This window comes from Caballeronia sp. ATUFL_F1_KS39 (assembly GCF_023630985.1).
Classification (GTDB): domain Bacteria; phylum Pseudomonadota; class Gammaproteobacteria; order Burkholderiales; family Burkholderiaceae; genus Caballeronia; species Caballeronia zhejiangensis.
This window is the reverse complement of the sequence record NZ_JALQDZ010000035.1, coordinates 373,773-391,059: the sequence shown is the minus strand read 5'-3', so window position 1 is coordinate 391,059 and position 17,287 is coordinate 373,773. Positions and strand designations below refer to the sequence as shown.

12 protein-coding genes are annotated in these 17,287 nt (G+C 64.3%); 6 read left to right on the top strand and 6 right to left on the bottom strand.

Annotated features, from left to right (window positions below):
* Nucleotides 1-153: 153 nt before the first annotated feature.
* Nucleotides 154-1,140, bottom strand: a complete 987-nt coding sequence (locus tag NCR93_RS16975; RefSeq protein WP_008353388.1) for an AraC family transcriptional regulator — start codon at nt 1,138-1,140, stop codon at nt 154-156.
* A 219-nt stretch (nt 1,141-1,359) separates the two neighbouring features.
* Here NCR93_RS16975 and NCR93_RS16970 point away from each other — a divergent pair, with 219 nt between their 5' ends.
* Both NCR93_RS16970 and NCR93_RS16965 read left to right on the top strand, forming a co-directional pair.
* Nucleotides 1,360-2,412 (top strand): aldo/keto reductase, encoded by a 1,053-nt coding sequence (locus NCR93_RS16970; RefSeq protein WP_175979326.1) that lies wholly within the window; start codon nt 1,360-1,362, stop codon nt 2,410-2,412.
* A gap of 186 nt (nt 2,413-2,598) precedes the next feature.
* Complete coding sequence (locus tag NCR93_RS16965) at nt 2,599-3,780, top strand: 4-hydroxybenzoate 3-monooxygenase (RefSeq protein WP_175979325.1); 1,182 nt, start codon at nt 2,599-2,601, stop codon at nt 3,778-3,780.
* Nucleotides 3,781-3,828: 48 nt separating this feature from the next.
* Here NCR93_RS16965 and NCR93_RS16960 read toward each other — a convergent pair whose 3' ends face one another.
* Nucleotides 3,829-6,036 carry an amylo-alpha-1,6-glucosidase gene (locus tag NCR93_RS16960; protein WP_235366214.1) on the bottom strand — a complete coding sequence of 736 codons (2,208 nt, stop codon included), beginning with the start codon at nt 6,034-6,036 and terminating at the stop codon, nt 3,829-3,831.
* Between the two features lie 239 nt (nt 6,037-6,275).
* Here NCR93_RS16960 and NCR93_RS16955 point away from each other — a divergent pair, with 239 nt between their 5' ends.
* The 3 genes from NCR93_RS16955 to NCR93_RS16945 all read left to right on the top strand — a co-directional run bounded on the left by NCR93_RS16955 (nt 6,276) and on the right by NCR93_RS16945 (nt 10,417).
* Nucleotides 6,276-6,980 carry an acyltransferase family protein gene (locus NCR93_RS16955; RefSeq protein WP_175979323.1) on the top strand — a complete coding sequence of 235 codons (705 nt, stop codon included), beginning with the start codon at nt 6,276-6,278 and terminating at the stop codon, nt 6,978-6,980.
* Nucleotides 6,981-7,672: 692 nt separating this feature from the next.
* Entirely contained in the window at nt 7,673-8,467 is a 795-nt protein-coding gene (locus tag NCR93_RS16950; protein ID WP_175979322.1) for a sulfite exporter TauE/SafE family protein, read from the top strand.
* A 252-nt stretch (nt 8,468-8,719) separates the two neighbouring features.
* The gene (locus tag NCR93_RS16945; RefSeq protein WP_175979321.1) at nt 8,720-10,417 is read left to right on the top strand and encodes an acid phosphatase; all 1,698 of its coding nucleotides are present in this window, start codon (nt 8,720-8,722) and stop codon (nt 10,415-10,417) included.
* 3 nt (nt 10,418-10,420) lie between these two features.
* On the opposite strand, the gene NCR93_RS16940 is transcribed toward NCR93_RS16945, so the two are convergent.
* On the bottom strand, nt 10,421-10,813 hold the full coding sequence (locus NCR93_RS16940; protein ID WP_008353398.1) for a RidA family protein: 393 nt from the start codon (nt 10,811-10,813) through the stop codon (nt 10,421-10,423).
* 137 nt (nt 10,814-10,950) lie between these two features.
* On the opposite strand from NCR93_RS16940, the gene NCR93_RS16935 reads away from it, so the two are divergent.
* Nucleotides 10,951-11,847, top strand: coding sequence for an NAD-dependent epimerase/dehydratase family protein (locus NCR93_RS16935; RefSeq protein ID WP_175979320.1), 897 nt, complete (start codon nt 10,951-10,953; stop codon nt 11,845-11,847).
* A 58-nt stretch (nt 11,848-11,905) separates the two neighbouring features.
* Here NCR93_RS16935 and NCR93_RS16930 read toward each other — a convergent pair whose 3' ends face one another.
* From NCR93_RS16930 to NCR93_RS16920, 3 genes are all read right to left on the bottom strand, one after another.
* Nucleotides 11,906-13,015: a malate/lactate/ureidoglycolate dehydrogenase gene (locus NCR93_RS16930; protein WP_008353401.1), complete on the bottom strand. Its 1,110-nt coding sequence runs from the start codon at nt 13,013-13,015 to the stop codon at nt 11,906-11,908.
* A gap of 179 nt (nt 13,016-13,194) precedes the next feature.
* Nucleotides 13,195-14,664: a M20 family metallopeptidase gene (locus tag NCR93_RS16925; RefSeq protein ID WP_175979319.1), complete on the bottom strand. Its 1,470-nt coding sequence runs from the start codon at nt 14,662-14,664 to the stop codon at nt 13,195-13,197.
* A 98-nt stretch (nt 14,665-14,762) separates the two neighbouring features.
* Nucleotides 14,763-17,213, bottom strand: coding sequence for a penicillin acylase family protein (locus NCR93_RS16920; protein ID WP_175979318.1), 2,451 nt, complete (start codon nt 17,211-17,213; stop codon nt 14,763-14,765).
* Nucleotides 17,214-17,287 lie beyond the last annotated feature (74 nt).

The following is a 17,287-nucleotide window of genomic DNA, read 5'->3' as shown; positions in this document are numbered from 1 at the left end:
GTTGTAGAAGTCTCCGTAGAACGTTCGGAAGCGCTGCACTATTCCGCGGACGATGAAATAAATCGATGCGGCAGCGCCGTCGCATCGCCTGTCGGCAATCCATTCAAGACCATTCGCGCGCGCTCGGCCAGTGCTTCGTTGAAATTTCGGTGCTCAGGCCCCCGCGGCGGCGGCCGTCGCGTCGCGCCAGCGGCGGGTGTCGCGCAACGGCGGCGCACCGAAAAGCCGGCTGTACTCGCGGCTGAACTGCGATGCGCTTTCATAGCCCACGCGATGCGCGGCGGTGGCGGCATCGACGATATCGAGCATCATCAGGCGGCGCGCCTCCTGAAGCCGCAGCTGCTTCTGGTATTGCAGCGGGCTCATCGCCGTCACCGCCTTGAAATGATGATGCAGCGAAGACACGCTCATGTGCACGTCCCGCGCGATGTCCTCCACGCGCAGCGGCTGGTCGAAATGCTGGCGCAGCAACTGGATGGCCTTCGCGATGCGCTGCGTCTGGCTGTCCTGCAGCGCGATCTGCCGCAGACGCGCGCCGGAGCCGTTCATCAGCAGGCGATACAGGATTTCGCGCTTCACGAGCGGCGCGAGGATCGGCACGTCCTCGGGCGTGTCGACGAGCCGCAAAAGGCGCAACACGGCATCGAGCATCGAGTTGCCGAGGCGGTTCACGTAGAGGCCGCGCGAGGCGTCGGTCTGCGTCGCGGGCGGCAGGCTTTCGTCCTGGATCAGCGACGTGATTTCGTCGACATCGAGATCGAGCCGCATGCCGAGATACGGCTCGGACTCGCTCGCCACCGACACCTGCCCGCACACCGGCAGATCCACCGACGACACCAGATAGTGCATCGGATCGTAGATATAGACCTCGTCGCCGACCATGAGGCGCTTGCTGCCCTGCGCGATGAGCGCGAGCGCGGGCGTCTGGATGCCGTGCTTCGGCCCGCCCGGATTCATGATCCGATGCAGGAACAGCCCCGGCACCGGCGTCTCGACCGAGCCTTCGCAACCGATGGTGAAACGGTCGAGCAGCGCGACGAGATCGAGGCGCGCCTGATCCAGCGCGGCGTCATGACGCGTTTCTTTCGGCTGGTCATGACTTTCTTTTCCGGCGAAGCCGGGCGTGTCGTTCAGAGCCATGGTTTGCGGACCATTTTCAAGATGGGAGAAGTCTGGTTAGCTTACTCGCGCGAGCGCGTGATTGCTCGCGCGCGCCCCCAGCGTTTGCAGGAACAGGCAAGGATTGAACAGGATCAGGCTATGAACCCGCCGCGCGCCGGGACGATACTGCATTGCCGGCGCGGACCCTGTCGTGAAGGTCGTGCGATGCCGCGCCATTCCAGTCACTCGGGAGCAACCATGCGTTACAGGAAATTCGGCAACACCGGTCTTTTCGTCTCGGAGCTGTGCTTGGGCACGATGACCTTCGGCGGCGGAACGGGCGGAATCTGGGACAACATCGGTCAGTTGCAGCAGGCGGAAGCCGACAAGCTGATCGGCCGTTCGCTCGATGCGGGCATCAATTTCATCGACACCGCCGACGTCTACGCCGACGGCCGATCCGAAATCATCACCGGCCAGGCGCTGAAGAACCTCAACGTGCCGCGCGAAAACGTGGTCATCGCGACGAAAATCCTTGGCGAGACCGGCACTAAGGGCGTGAATTCGCGCGGCGCGTCGCGCTATCACATCATCGATGGCGTGAAGGCGAGTCTGAAGCGGCTGCAGCTCGATCACGTCGATCTGTACCAGATTCACGGTTTCGATCCGGCGACGCCGATCGAGGAAACGCTGCGCGCGCTCGATAATCTCGTGCAGCATGGACACGTGCGTTACATCGGCGTTTCGAACTGGGCGGCGTGGCAGATCATGAAGGCGCTCGGTATTTCCGAGCGTCTCGGTCTTGCGCGTTTCGAGTCGCTTCAGGCGTATTACACGGTCGCTGGCCGCGATCTGGAACGCGAAATCGTGCCGCTGCTGCAAAGCGAGAACGTCGGGCTGATGGTCTGGAGTCCGCTCGCGGGCGGCCTGCTTTCGGGCAAGTTCACGCGCGAAGGCGGCAAGGAAGAAGGCAGCCGGCGCACCAAGTTCGACTTCCCGCCGGTCAATGTCGAACGCGCGTACGACTGCGTCGACGTGATGCGCCGCATCGCGGAATCCAAGGGTGTATCGGTCGCGCAGATCGCCCTTGCCTGGCTGCTGCATCAGAAGGTCGTGTCGAGCGTGATCATCGGCGCGAAACGGATCGAGCAGCTCGACGACAACATCGCGGCGACCAACGTGCGTCTCAACGGAGACGAACTCGCCGCGCTCGATGAGGTGAGCCAGTTGCCGTCGGAATATCCCGGCTGGATGCTCACGCGCCAGGGCGAATATCGGCGTAATCAGTTGAAGGAGGAAGCGGCGGAGTAAGGCCGTCCGGCGCGGGCGACCGGCCCGCGCCGGCTAGGGATTTACCCGTATTTCAGGCGATTTTCCCGCGTTTTAGGGGCTTTATCTCCGAATCAGATAGTTCTTATCCTCCCTATCGCGTTGCGGCATAAGGCCGCTCTGCCGACACTGTACGCACAACATCACCACTGCCTCACGGAGACAATCATGCGTACTCAAGTCGGCATCGTCGGCGCGGGCCCGGCCGGGCTTCTTCTCTCGCACCTGCTTCATTTGCGCGGCATCGAATCGGTCGTGCTCGAAGCGCGCAGCCAGAACGACATCGAATCGACGATTCGCGCCGGCGTGCTCGAACAAGGCACGATGGACACGCTCACTCAGGCCGGTCTCGGCGCGCGCATGCAGGCCGAAGGCGCGCTGCACCACGGTTTCGAGCTCGCGTTCGAAGGCCAGCGCCGCCGTATCGCGCTGACCGAGCTCACAGGTCACTCAATCACGGTCTACGCGCAGCACGAAGTCATCAAGGATCTGGTCGCGGCGCGGCTCGCGGCGAACGGCGAGCTGAAGTTCAACGTGTCGAATGTGTCGCTGCACGACTTTCAGGATGGCAGCGATCGCAAGCCGCGCATCAAGTATCAGCACGAAGGCCGCGACGAAGAACTCGAATGCGACTTCATCATCGGCTGCGACGGTTCGCAGGGCGTTTCGCGACAGTCGATTCCCGAAGCGGTGCGGCAGGATTATCAGCGCATCTATCCGTTTGGCTGGTTCGGCATTTTGGTCGAAGCGCCGCCCTCCTCCGATGAACTCATCTACGCGCGGCACGATCGCGGATTCGCGCTCATCAGCACGCGCTCGCCGGGCGTGCAGCGCATGTACTTCCAGTGCGATCCGAAAGATACGGTCGATGCCTGGTCCGACGACCGCATCTGGGCCGAACTGCACGCACGCGTCGATACCGCCGATGGCTGGCAGATCACCGAAGGCAAGATCTTCCAGAAGAACATCGTCGGGATGCGCAGCTTCGTGTCCACGCCGATGCAGTCGGGCAAGCTGTTCCTCGCGGGCGACGCAGCGCATATCGTGCCGCCGACAGGCGCGAAGGGCCTGAACCTCGCCGTGTCGGACGTGCGCGTACTGAACGCCGCGCTTCTCGATTTCTATCAGGAAGGCAACGGCGAGAAGCTCAGCCACTATACGGAAACGGCATTGAAGCGCGTCTGGCGCGCCGAGCATTTCTCGTGGTGGATGACGCGCATGCTGCACAAGCTGGACGATACGTCGCCGTTCGAGCAGCGCCTGCAGGTGGCCGAACTCGAACATGTGACGACATCGCGCGCGGCCGCCACTGCGCTCGCCGAAAATTACGTGGGCAGCGTCGCGGTATAAGCGCGGACCGGTCGCACGGCGCTTGGTCGGCGCCGTGCGTCGTCGACGTTACAGAACGGCCACGACCCTGACGTCGCCTTCGACGGACGGAATGACCTGCCCGCCGACGCGCCGGAACGTGATCGTCGCGGTCTTGTCGCCGAGTCGCAGATCGCCGATTTCGAGCCAGTCGATGCCTTCGGGCAACTCCGGCCGGTCGATACGCACTTCTTCCTTGACGGCGTCGACGGTCACGCCGAGACACGCTTCCAGAATCATGAAAGGCGCGCCCGCCGCCCACGCCTGCGGCAGACACGCGACCGGATAGGCGATCGGCCGTTCGCCGCGTTGGCGCGTGAATCCGCAGAAAAGCTCCGGCAGACGCATGTCGAACGTGACGGCGGCTTCGAACAGCGACTGCAGCAGTCCCACGGCCGCGCCGCGATCGCCGTAGCGCGCGAGGCCGCGTGCGCACAGCGCGGTGTCGTGCGGCCATACCGAGCCGTTGTGATACGACATCGGATTGAAGCGCGGCTGCCCCGCCGCAAGCGTCCGCACGCCCCAGCCCGTGTGAAAGAGCGCCGATTCGAGTTGCTTGGCGACAGCCTCGCCGCGTTCGCGTTCGACGAGATCGAACGCGAGCAGATGCCCCGCATTCGACGACAGCACGCGGCATAGCTCGCCCTTGCCATCGAGCGCAATGCCGTAAAAATCCATCTCCGGCATCCAGTACATCTCTTCGACACGCTCGCGAATGTGACGCGCACGCCGCTCGAACTCGCTTGCGTTCTCGCCTTGTCCGCGCTCGCGGGCGAGACGCGCCATCGTGGAAAACGCGGTCGATGCGTAACCCTGGACTTCGACGAGCGAGATCGGGCCGATCGGAAACTTGCCGTCCGCGTGGAAGACCGAATCCTGGCTGTCCTTCCACCCCTGATTCGCCAGACCGTGCTCGGATGCGCGCTGGTAGTCGAGCAGACCGTGCGGATTCTTGTCGCAATGGCGCGCGACCCATTGCGCCGCGAGCTGCAGCGCCGGCCAGATTTCATCGATCAGGGCGGTGTCACCGGTGCGTTCCGCGTATGCGCCCGCCAGCACGATGAAGAGCGGCGTGCTGTCGACGCCGCCGTAATAGAGCGCGAACGGCACTTCGCCGGTTGCCGCCATCTCGCTCTTGCGCGTCTCGTGCATGATCTTGCCGATTTCGGCATCGCGGAAAGCGGAGTCTTCACGCGCCTGATTCGCGGCGAGGAAGCGCAGCACGCCGCGCGCGAGCGTCGGATGCAGCCAGAGCATTTGCAGCGACGTGATGATCGCGTCGCGGCCGAACGCCGTCGAGAACCACGGAATGCCAGCGTACGGATAAGGGCCGGTTTCGAGATCGGTGGTGAGCAGCCCGAGATCGGCGAGCGAACGGTCGATCCATTCGCTGAAGAGCGGATTGCTGGAACGCACGCGCGCGCTCGCGCGGCGCCGGTCGCGCATGCGGCGATGCGCCTCCACGAGCGCGTCGCGGATCGCGGGACGGCCCGATTCGGGCGCGCATTCGGCCGCTTCCGCGGCGTTGCGCTTGCTTTGCTCGCTGGCGTCCGAGAGCGCGTGCGTCACGGCCGTCACCGAGAGATACACGGAAATGGCCGTTTCGGACTGGATATGCAGCGCGTAGTCGGCGCGGGTGGGCGAAAGCACGTCCGGCGCGGGCGTGAACTGGATGCGCGCCGTGCGCTCCACCTCGTCGAGGCCGACATAGCGCAACACGACCTCGCCGTTCTCGACGACCGGCGGACGCAAAGCCCCGCGCTTGCCACGTATCGCGCCGCGAACCTCGAACATGTCGAGGAAGTCGGCCTTGAAGGAGATCGACAGCGGCACGGTGGACGGCTCCGTGCCGTAGTTCGTCAGCACGATGCTCTCGTGCAGCACATGCCCCGACAGCACGCGCTTGCGTTCGACGTGGATTACGCCTTCCGGCGTGCGTGCTCCGCCGATGGGCGGCAGCGGGCGGTTGGTCAGGTGCGCGGTAAAGACGGCGTTGTCGCTCGATACGCTGCCCGAAAGCAGCGACGGCGCGCGTCCGCCGAACGTCAGCACGAGCTCCGACAGCACGCGCGTGTCGTTGACGAAGAGGCCGTCGTCGTCGCCGCGGATATCGCCGTTCGCATCGTAGACGGCGAACGTGTTGCCCGACTTCAGCACGAACTGGCGTTCGCTCGGTATGTTCGGGTGCTCCGTCGGGATGAACGCCTCGTCCGGCAGCTTCGATTGCGACACCTGCATCTGCTGTTGTTGCTGCTGTTGCTGTTCCTGTGTGTTCATTGCACCTTCCTGAAAGTAATCTGAAGGGTTTCGCGAGGCGTTCGGGGGCGCTTACCCGCTGTCATCGACAGCCTTTCGACCCGCCCACGCCTGACGCGTTCTCCGCGCGCAATGTCATCTCGATATGTCGGACCATAAGCCTCTCGGCCTTATGTGGCAATGGCTTGGGCTAAAATTGCGCTTTTTGAGCGAACTCAGAGGTGGATTTGCGCAACAGAACAATCGACGCAGCCCGAGGGATCGGGATCGTTCTTGTTGTCCTTGGACACGCCATTGGTTTGCCAGAGTGGCTCTTCCGAGTCATTTACTCGTGTCATATGCCTCTGTTCTTTTTTCTGTCTGGATACCTTTTCAACGGCAAGAGAGGTCCGCTAGAGGTAATGCGCCGGAATTCCCGACGCCTTCTGATGCCGTACGCAGTCGCCGCCGCAATCGCGATCTTCCCGTCGATTCTATTTGGGAATACAACCAGTCTCTCCCAATTCTTCGTGCAACTCGGGGGTACGGCGTATTCCATACCTCGATCGAATCTTACTTTCTATTGCACGCCGCTCTGGTTTCTAACTTGCCTGTTCTGCACCGAAGCCATGTACGCGGCGTTGATCCGGTACGCGCGACACGTTGTGCATGTCGTGATCGCCGCATCATTGGTCGTCGGCTGCACGTTAATGGCCTTCGTGAAAGGCTTCTCACCCTGGAACATCAAGATCGCTTTTGTCGCGCTCTTTTATTTCCACCTGGGTTTCGTTGCAGCCGAATCCAAAATGCTGGACGGCAGGCGTTTTCCCGCTTGGACGCTGCCACTTTGCGCGCTCGGATGGATCATCGCTTCGCTGTGGAATCCCAAAGCAGCGAACCTCGCCGGCGAGACTATCGGTAATCCAGCGCTGTTCCTCCTCGCATGAATATGTGGGATATGGGCATTGGCCAGGTTAGCCCGGCTCACCGCGACGTCGCGCGCACTCAGTTTTCTCGGTAAAAACACGCTGCCCATATTCGCGTTCAACTATCCCCTCAATCTTTTTGCTCAGTGGCTGTTCGCGCCGACCACGCCGTGGTTCGTCTTCGCTGCTTCGGAAATGGCGTTAGCCGTCGGGTTCGTTTTCCTGCTTCGACGCATTCCGGCAATCGCGCGCGTGTTCTCGATCGAATCGGGACAACGCGCAAGCCCAACTGCGGTCTAGGCCGGCCAGGCTGGTCAGTTCGGCATAGGCTCCGCGAGCCATAGCTGAAGAGTGCTATGCTCTTAGCCCTTTTGTCCGGCCAGCGCGAAAAGGCGTCTGCCGGGAGGCGCACGGTTTCATTAGAAGGCCGGCGCAGCGTTTGGGCTCCGATCGCTGAAAGAGTACTTCGCGGACGCGCGCGAAGTCGGGACACCCTAAGCCGCGACGCCGAAAGGTTCTCACGAAATCCGACCGCTCTCGGCGCGCCTCCGTTTGCAGGAAAAAGGAAAGGATTTTGCCCGGGCAATTTTCGGGCGTCGGTCGGCCGCGATGACCGAGTCGTACAAGGATGTCCGAAGCCAAGAGTCGCGATTCGGACAAATTTTGGATGAACGTTAAACAGCCCCGCCCAGCAAGGGTTGCGGGCGTCCGGCATGTCATTTCCGCATATCGACTTACTTTATTCTGCCTCAGGTCTCGCAGTGGGTTTCCTGGTCGGCCTGACGGGCGTCGGCGGCGGCTCCCTGATGACCCCGCTGCTCGTCCTGCTGTTCGGCATACATCCGGCGACCGCCGTCGGCACCGATCTGCTGTATGCCACCGCGACCAAGACGGCCGGCACGCTCGTGCACGGCATCAAGGGTTCGGTCGACTGGCGCATCACCGGCCGTCTCGCGGCGGGCAGCGTGCCCGCTGCGGCCATCACACTCTACTTTCTGCACGAACACGGTTTGACAGCGCCGGGCACCGCGCGGCTCATCCAGCTGATACTCGGCACCGCGCTCCTCATCACGGCGGTTTCGCTGATCTTCCGGCCGCAACTCGCGCGCCTTGCCTACAAAAAGGGACATGGCCGCCCCGAACACCCGACGCGTACCGCCGCGTGGACCGTCTTCACCGGCGCGATTCTCGGCCTGCTGGTCTCGATCACTTCCGTGGGCGCAGGCGCAATCGGCGTGACTGTACTTCTGCTGCTGTATCCGCGTCTAGCGACGGCGCGCATCGTCGGCTCGGACGTGGCTCACGCGGTGCCGCTCACGCTGATTGCCGGCACTGGCCATTGGATGCTCGGCTCAGTCGACTGGTCCTTGCTCGCCTCGCTCCTCGTGGGCTCGATTCCCGGCATCGCCCTTGGCAGCATGCTGTCGACCAAGGCGCCGGAAGCGTTACTCCGTCACGTTCTCGCCGCGACGCTCGTTCTCGTCGGAGCAAAGCTCGTGTTCAGTTGATGTTAGTCACGGTCGTTCGCTCTTTCCAGTCGGCCAAAAGACATAGGCCGATTCGTACGATATTCCTGTTTTTTGCCTATGTCGTTCGGCCGGGTTTCCCGCGGCGGGACGATGCGGCATCATCCCCACTCAGTTGAGCCGCACGCAGAGCGGTTCAAGTCGGGGCGCCGGTAACGGGCGCGTCATCTTTCGGCGTCGATCATGCAGCGTGCGTCAACGGGCGTGGGCCGCATATTCACGAGGAGTCAGGCGATGAATGAAAACGATCATCCGCAGCACGAGCTTCCTTCCGGCAACGATACGCCAGCAGGCGACGCACCCGCCGACCCCGCGCGGCGGCGGCTTCTCGCGGCGGGCGTGGGCCTGGCGGGGCTGTCGCTCGGCGGGTGCAATCTGTTCGAAAACAAGCCGACCACCCCGAAAACTGCCGCCGATATCGCACTCGACCGCACGCTCGCCGCGAAAGTGCAGCACATCGTCGTGATTTACGCGGAAAACCGCAGCTTCACGAATCTCTACGGCAACTATCCGGGCGTGCAATATCCGCTGTCGGCGGTGCCGGCATCGCACTACACGCAACTCGATCGCGATGGCGTCACGCCCATGCCCACGCTGCCGAAAATCTGGGGCGGGCTTGTGCCGCAGGCGCAGGAAGTCGACGGCAAGCGCTACGCGATCACCGAGCAGCAGATCATCGATCTGCGCAACGCGCCCTTCCAGATCGCAGACGCGCACGGTGCGCCGCTGCCCAATTCCGTCATCACGCGCGATCTCGTGCATCGGTTCTATCAGAATCAGATGCAGATCAACGCAGGGCGCAACAACCAGTTCGCGGCGTGGGGCGATTCGGGCGGCCTCGTCATGGGGCACTACCAAAACTCACCCGAAACGCTGAAACTTTGGGGGCTCGCGCAGCAATACACGCTCTGCGACAACTTCTTCATGTCGGCGTTCGGCGGCTCCTGGCTGAACCACATCTTCCTCATTTCCGCGCAGGCGCCCTTCTATCCCGATGTCAAAGGCAGCCCGGCTGCGAAGCTGCTCGCGGTCGTCGAAGGCGACGATCCTGCCGGTTCGCGCCTGAAGCTCGCCCCGGATTCGCCCAAATCCGCGCTCGAGGGCCCGCCGAAGTACGTGCGCGACGGCGCGCTCACGGCGGACGGATACGCCGTCAACACCATGTTCCCGCCGTATCAGCCGAGCAACGTGCCGCCTCCGCAAGGCGGCGACTCGCGCTATGCGGACCGCTCGAACGCGCTGGTATTGCCGCCGCAGACGTACGCGACGATCGGCGACCGCCTGTCGGACAAGAACGTCGATTGGGCGTGGTACAGCGGCGCGTGGCAGTACGCACTGGAACATCGGGACACCGGCGCGGTGCCGGACTTCCAGTACCACCATCAACCGTTCAATTACTTCGCCAAGTTTGCGCCGGGCACGGCCGCACGGGCGCAGCATTTGCGCGACGCGGGACTTGGCGACGATCCGTCGACGAACAAGCTGCTCGCGGACATCGACGCGGGCCGCCTTCCTGCCGTCACGTTCTACAAGCCCCAGGGCAATCTCAACATGCACGCAGGCTATGCGGATGTCGCTTCGGGCGATCGGCATATTTCGAACGTGATCGAGCGTCTGAGGCGCGGGCCGCAATGGGAGAACACCGTGGTGATCGTCACCGTCGACGAAAACGGCGGCTGGTGGGACCACGTCTCGCCGCCGAAGGGCGATCGCTGGGGGCCCGGTTCGCGCATCCCGGCGCTCGTGATTTCGCCGTTCGCGAAGAAGGGCTACGTCGATCACACCGTGTATGACACGAACTCGATCCTGCGCTTCATCTCGCGCGTGCACGATCTCGCGCCGCTGGACGGCGTGGCCGCGCGGGATCGCGCGTTCGCCGCAAGCGGTCAGGCGCCGCTCGGCGACCTGACAAAATCGCTCGATCTCGCGTAACGGCTAGACGCGTTCGACCCACGCTCGCGCGGAAATTTCCAGCAGATAGCCGTAGTGCAGCGCGCCGACCGGCACGACGGCGCGTGCCGGTTTCCAGGCGCCGAAGTGACGCGCGTAGATCTCGTTGAACGCTTTCCAGTGTTCGACGCCGACGAGATACACCGTCACCTCGATGCAATCCGCGAGGCTCGCACCCGCGGCTTCGAGCACGGTGCGCAGATTCGAAAGCGTCTGTTCGGCCTGCTCGTCGAACGGGAGATCGCCGGTATGCGTGCCGTCCGCGCGCATCGGCAATTGACCCGAAACGCAGACGAGATTGCCGGCGCGCGTCGCGTGGCTGTAGTGTCCGGCGGGAATCGGCAGGCCCGGAGCGTTGATGAGTTCGATCGGTGGCATCGTCGGTCGCGTTGGGTGGATGGCCTCGGATTATTGATTCCGAGTCAAGTTTCATTTGAGACTATCACCGTTTTTGCGAAAGTCGAAGCGGCTCATACTGTGTTCATCGCAGTTTGAACATTCAACGGAGCAAGAACATGGACGTTTTCATCACGGGCGCGGGCGGTTTCATCGGCGGCTCGATCGCGGCGGGACTCGCGCGGGACGGACATCGCGTGCGCGGCCTCATCCGTCGCGCGGAACAGGCCGACGAACTGAAACGCCTGAACATCGAACCGGTGATCGGCAGTCTCGACGACGCGGCCTTGCTCGCCGCCGAAGCGCACGCGGCCGATGCCGTCATCAACGCGGCGAGCAGCGATCATCGCGGCGCGGTCGAAACGCTGATCGGCGCGCTCGAAGGCACGAACAAGCCGTTCCTGCATACGAGCGGATCGAGCATCGTCGGTGACGCATCGGGCGGCGAGGCATCGGAGAAGATCTATACCGAGGACGACCTGCCGGAGCCGACGCCCGACAAGGCGCCGCGCGTAGCGATCGACAATCTCGTGCTCGACGCCGCCAAGCGTGGCGTGCGCTCGACGGTGCTCTGCAACACGCTGATCTACGGCCACGGCGCGGTGCGCGATACCGCGAGCGTGCAGTTGCCGCGTCTGGAACGACAGGCGCGCAAGAGCGGCATCGTGCGCCATGTGGGGCGTGGCCTCAACATCTGGTCGAACGTGCATATCGACGATGTCGTGACCATCTATCGGCTCGCGCTCGAAAAGTCGCCTGCGGGCACGTTCTACTTCGTCGAAAGCGGCGAGGCGCAATTCCGCGACATGACCGTCGCGATGGCGAAGGCGCTCGATCTGCGCGGGCCGGAAGACTGGCCGCTCGAAGAAGCGATCAAGGAATGGGGCTACGAGATGGCTTCGTACGGCCTCGGCTCGAACAGCCGCGTGCGCAGCAAGCGCGCCCGCGAGATTCTGGGCTGGCAGCCGTCGCGCACGTCGGTGGTCGAATGGATCGAAACGGGATTGACTGCTTGAGTGAAGTTCGCGCGGCAAATTGGCTTGACCAATTTGCCGCGCCTACCGCTTCACGCAATTACTGCAGCGCCGCCGCGAACTTTTCGATTTCCGCTTCCGGCATGCCCGATTTCGTCGCCGAATCGCGGATTTGCTGCCACGTCGTCGGATCGATTGCGATGCCGTTCGCGCCGCGGTCCGCACGACGCGCCTCTTCCGGCTCGCCTGGCGCGTAGATCGCATCGACGCCTTCCGCGCGCGGCGACGCCTTCATCCATTCGAGGAACGCTTCGGCCTCTGCTTGCGCGGCGGGCGCATCGAACGCGTTCGGATCGACGATCACCGAAGTCATGCAGTTGATGATCGCACTCGATTTCTCCAGCGTCTCTTCGTGCGTCGTGTAGCCGCCCGAGAGCGCGCCGCCGAAGATCTCGCACAGCGCGGCCAGGCCCGAACCCTTGTGCAGGCCGAACGCGGTGAGCGAGCCGAACGGCTCCTCGTGCATCACCTTCGGCTCGATCGTCGGCTTGCCCTCATGATCGAGCAACATGCCCGGCGCGACCTTTACGCCCTTGTTGTAGGCGACGCGCGTCTTGCCGTACGCGATGCCCGCCGTCGCGAAATCGAGCACGAGCGGGCTCTTGCCGTCGCGCGGATAGGCCGCGCAGAACGGATTCGTGCCGAAGCGCCGGTCGATGCCGCCGAAGGGCGCGACGAGCGGATCGCCCGCCACGTTCACGAAGTGGAACGATACGAGTCCGGCCTTCGCGCACTGTTCCGCCCAGTGGCCGATACGCCCGATGTGGTGCGCGTTGCGCAAGCCGACCGCGCATACGCCGAGCTTCTTCGCGCGCTCGATGCCGTGCTCCATCGCCTCGTAGGCGACGACCTGACCGAAGCCCTTGCGGCCGTCGACGGTCAGCACCGCGCCCGCATCGCGCACGATTTCGGCGTGCGTGTTGAGCTGCAACTGACCTTCGGAGAGCGACGCGACATAGCGCGGGATCATGCCGACGCCGTGGGAATCGTGGCCCGAAAGGTTCGACATCACGAGGTGATCCGCGACCAGTTCCGCCTCGCGCGGCGCGCTGCCGGCCGACTCCCAGATGGCGCGGACGTACGCGTGCAGCGTGTCGGCGGCGATGCGCCGTTCAGTGGCGGATGGGGTGGACGTGGGGGATGCATTCATTGCGACACTCGTCTCCATAGTTGATGGCTCGCGCTCTGCTTTTCGAGATGCGCGCGGATTATCACTTTACAGACGATCAACTGGCCTTACCACTTTGTTTTTACGAAATCGCTGAAATCGGCCGAAAAAAAGCCCGGACGAACCGGGCTTTCTCCAGACAGAAGTTCGGCCGCCCGGCCTCAGGGCGCTGCCGCGATGACCTCGGCCACCGACGCCGTCAGCTTCTTCGCGTACGGCACGTGCAGAAATTCGTTCGGACCGTGCGCGTTCGATCTCGGACCGAGCACGCCGCACACCATGAATTGCGAGCGCGGGAAGCCTTCCTTGAGCGTATTCATCAGCGGAATCGTGCCGCCCTGCCCGATGTATGCGACATCCGCGCCGAAGTGCCGTTTCGACGCCTCATTAAGCGACGAGCGCAGCCACGGCGCGAGATCCGGCGCATTCCAGCCCGTCGCCGCGCCCGCTTCGGGCTTGAACGTCACCTTGGCGTTGTACGGCGGATCCATTTCGAGCAGCCGCTGCAGGCGGACGATCGCACTGGCAGCGTCGACGAGCGGCGGCAAGCGCAGCGACAGCTTGAACGCCGTGCGCGGCGCAAGCACGTTGCCGGCATCGGCCAGCGGCGGCAGGCCCGACGCGCCCGTCACCGTGAGCGACGGCCGCCAGGTCGAATTGAGCAGTGCCTCGCGCGGATCGGTCGTCGTGGGCAGAACGCTGCCGCCATCGGCGCCGCACGCCCACGGCAGCTTCTTCCAGACATCGTCGCCGAGAATGCGCGCGGTCATTTCGGCTTCGCGCCGGCGCAGCATCGGAATCGGGCAATGAAAACTTTCCGGCAGCAGATTGCCGGTGCTCGAATCTTCGAGGCGCTCGAACAGTTGCCGCAAGATTCGAAATGCCGACGGCGCGATGCCGCCATAGCCGCCCGAGTGAATGCCCTCGTCCAGCACCTGCACTTCGAGATCGCCGGCGACGAGGCCGCGCAGGGACGTCGTGAGCCAGAGCTGATCGTAATTGCCCGCGCCCGAATCGAGACAGATCACGAGGCCGACATCGCCGAGCCGGTCGCGCAAGGCGTCGATATACGGCAAAAGATCGTAGCTGCCCGATTCCTCGCACGTCTCGATGATACCCACGCAACGCGGACGCTCGACGCCCTGCGCATCCAGCGCCGCCAGCGCGGTGATGCTCGCGTAGGTCGCGTAGCCGTCGTCGGCGCCGCCGCGGCCGTACAGTTTGTCGTCTTCGAGCTTGGGCGTCCACGGACCGAGATCGCTGCGCCAGCCTTCGAATTCCGGCTGCTTGTCCAAATGGCCATACAGCACGACTGTTTCGGTGCTGCCCGAGCGCGTGGCGGGGGCTTCGAAGAAAATGACCGGCGTGCGCTCCGGCAAGCGGACGATTTCGACCTTCAGGCCTTTGACCGGCTGCGTCCTGATCCAGTCGACGGCGTCCGTGACCACGCGTTCGATGAAGCCGTGACGCGCCCAGTCGCTGTCGAACATCGGGCTTTTCGCGGGCACGGCGATGTAGTCCGTCAGCGCGGGCACGATTTCGTCATTCCATTTGCGATCCACGAAATCCCGCAGCGCGACGGAATCGAGCCGTACTGCTTCGTCGTGATGCGTGCTGTCGCCGATAGTCATGACCGTGTTTCCCTTCGAGGCAAACTTCCATCATAGACGGGATTTGCCCGCGGTTCGACCGCCACCGCGCCGCGCGCGCACGTTTTCCGCGACTTTTTTCAACGTTTCGGCGCGCCCGGCCCTCCGTCGCGCGTTCCCGAAACGACGACGCGCGTCACCGCCGGATCGGAGTCGATCGACTGTTCGGTGAAGGGAAAGCGCGCCCAGCGTTTCGCCGCGAACGCGCGCGTCGCGTCGCCCGAATGGGGCGATGCCGGATCGTCCGATTCGGAGTGCGACAGCATCGTGTCGGCTTCGACGCCGTTTTCGCCGAAGGTGACGACTTGCACGTAGCTGTCGCCCTGGCCGCTTGAGTCCATCGGATAGCCCTCGGGATCGAGCGGACGCCGCGCGCAGACGATCGTGAAATAGCCCGCTTCGTCGCAGCCGCCGTAAAGCGGCACGCGCGCGCCGTTGCGCGTCGTGTAGAGGATGTCGCCGCGCCGCGAATCGAGCGCGAAGCCGTTCAGCTTCAGCGCGAGCGCCGCGCCGCCCAGCGCCTGACGCAAGTCCTGCACGACGGCAGGATTGTCGATGTTGAAGCCGCCCGGCGTCGCGAGCGGCTTGTTCGGATCGAAGCCGGATTCGTACAGGCGCTCGGGCGCGATCTGCATCGCGCGCTGCCAGAACTCGTCCCACAGGTTCGCGCCGCGCGCGTCGATATCCGCCGTGCCGTTCCACTTGCGCAACACCTCGCAGGCTTCGTGCAGCGGCCCGCCCGCTTCGTTCACCGTGCACACGGCGTCGAGCAGCGGCCGGCGGAACAGCCGCTCGGACATCGAGTGCGTCTCGAGCACCGCCGATTCGAGCGCCTCGCGCGTCACGCCGCCGCGTTCGCGCTGCAGACGCGCCGCGAGCAGATGGCCGTAGCGCGTGCGCAGCGATTGTTCGACGCGCGCCGCGCCCGCAATACGCGGATAGCCAGACATCGGCGCATTCGCATTGGTGAGCCAGTAGCTGTCGTTGAAGTTGCCGACGTAGTCGCCGCGCACGGCGCTCGGCAGTTGCTCCAGCGGCAACGCGCCCGGCTGCGCGCTCGTCGCATCGACGCGCCACGCGCACGCGCTTTTCGAGCCGTCGAGGAACGGCACGCCCGGCGCGCGGGCCGCGAACGCGCGTCCGGCGGGCGGCGTGCACGATTGCGCGAGCGCGTCAGGCACGTTCGGGATCGGGCCGATGTCCGCGAACCAGACGCGCACGTCGTCGCGACCGATCGCGAACGTGTTGACCCACGGCATGCCGGCGTAGCGCTTCTGGATCGCCATGAAATCGGCGAGCGAGCGCGCCTGATTCCACGCGAAGAAGTTCTGAAAGGCGCGCGTGTTGTCGGCGTTCACGTCCGCGATCGCGAAGGCGGTTTGCGCGGTCCAGCCGAGGCCTTGCGCCATCGCCGACAGATCGACGACCGGCCCGAAGCGCGTCCTGTACAGCGTGCGCGACACGGACTCATACGTGCCATCGGCGCGGCGCGCGCGCACGGTGAGCGGCACGGGCGTCATCGCTTCGCTCTGGCCATCGACGAGATAGCGCGTCGGATCGGCGGGATCGAGCGTCAACTGAAAGATGCCGAAACGCCGCGCGCTCGACACCGTATGCGTCCACGCGATGTTTTCGTTGAAGCCGAGGACGATCAGCGGCACGCCGAGAAAGGACACGCCCGCGACGTTCATCTGGCCGGGAATCGTCAGTTGCGCCTGATAGAAACGGTCCGGGCCGCGCCAGAACCAGTGCGGATTGCCGAACAGGATGCTGCGCCGGTCGCGCGTGATCTGCGCGCCGAACGCGAGCGCATTGCTGCCGATGCCCGGATTTTCGCCGATCGGAAACCGCAGCGAATCGAGCGCGGTCCGCGCGGTGTCGGCGTCGGCGTTGTCGCCGCGCGGGGCCGCCGCGCCCGGTTTCGGCGGATGCGCCAGCGCGATCGGCGTCACGAAACGCGCCGAGCCGCCCGCGAGATTCGCCGCGATCAGACGCAGGTAGATATCGTCGGCGCTGATCTTGTCGACCCACGGCTTGCCCCGGCACGCCGCATGTGCCTCGGGAAATTTGCCGGCGTTGAGGTCGTCGAGATAGCGGTCGTAGCCGTTCGCGAAGCCGTCGATGAGATCGCGCAATTCGGGCGATTGCGCCGCACGGTAACGCTCGACGGCCGCCTGATCGCCGACCAGACGAAAGAAGAAATCGGCGTCGATGTTGCGCGGCTGACCGAACGTCGCCGCCGACGTCGGGCGTGCATCCGCGCCGAAATACGCCGAGCGCTCGCCGCGATACGTGACGAAGCCATCGGCGAGCGTGCAGAGATTGTCCTGCGCCTGCGCGTAGCCGAAACCGAAGCCGAGGCTGCCCCAATCGGCCGCTCGGATATGCGGAATGCCGTCCTGCGTGCGGCGGATTTCGGCGTGCCAGGCCGTTTGAGCGCCGGACTCCGGCTGCTGGCCGGGCGCCGCGCAGCCGCCAAGCAAAGCGCTCGCGAGCGCAGCGGAGATCGCAAGGCTGACGATCTGATTCATCGCGTGAGTTCCTCGATCCGATCGACGTGATGACGGGGCGCAATCGCCGCCCCGCGCGCAGTATCGCATTGCGC

Excerpts from the sequence above, each read along its gene's own strand:
- NCR93_RS16920 (WP_175979318.1), bottom strand. The coding sequence starts at position 17,213 with ATGAATCAGATCGTCAGCCTTGCGATCTCCGCTGCGCTCGCGAGCGCT.
- NCR93_RS16930 (WP_008353401.1), bottom strand. The coding sequence starts at position 13,015 with ATGAATGCATCCCCCACGTCCACCCCATCCGCCACTGAACGGCGCATC.
- NCR93_RS16940 (WP_008353398.1), bottom strand. The coding sequence starts at position 10,813 with ATGCCACCGATCGAACTCATCAACGCTCCGGGCCTGCCGATTCCCGCC.
- NCR93_RS16925 (WP_175979319.1), bottom strand. The coding sequence starts at position 14,664 with ATGACTATCGGCGACAGCACGCATCACGACGAAGCAGTACGGCTCGAT.
- NCR93_RS16950 (WP_175979322.1), top strand. The coding sequence starts at position 7,673 with ATGTCATTTCCGCATATCGACTTACTTTATTCTGCCTCAGGTCTCGCA.
- NCR93_RS16965 (WP_175979325.1), top strand. The coding sequence starts at position 2,599 with ATGCGTACTCAAGTCGGCATCGTCGGCGCGGGCCCGGCCGGGCTTCTT.
- NCR93_RS16935 (WP_175979320.1), top strand. The coding sequence starts at position 10,951 with ATGGACGTTTTCATCACGGGCGCGGGCGGTTTCATCGGCGGCTCGATC.
- NCR93_RS16945 (WP_175979321.1), top strand. The coding sequence starts at position 8,720 with ATGAATGAAAACGATCATCCGCAGCACGAGCTTCCTTCCGGCAACGAT.
- NCR93_RS16960 (WP_235366214.1), bottom strand. The coding sequence starts at position 6,036 with ATGCAGGTGTCGCAATCGAAGCTGCCGGACGAGGCGTTCATCCCGACG.
- NCR93_RS16975 (WP_008353388.1), bottom strand. The coding sequence starts at position 1,140 with ATGGCTCTGAACGACACGCCCGGCTTCGCCGGAAAAGAAAGTCATGAC.
- NCR93_RS16970 (WP_175979326.1), top strand. The coding sequence starts at position 1,360 with ATGCGTTACAGGAAATTCGGCAACACCGGTCTTTTCGTCTCGGAGCTG.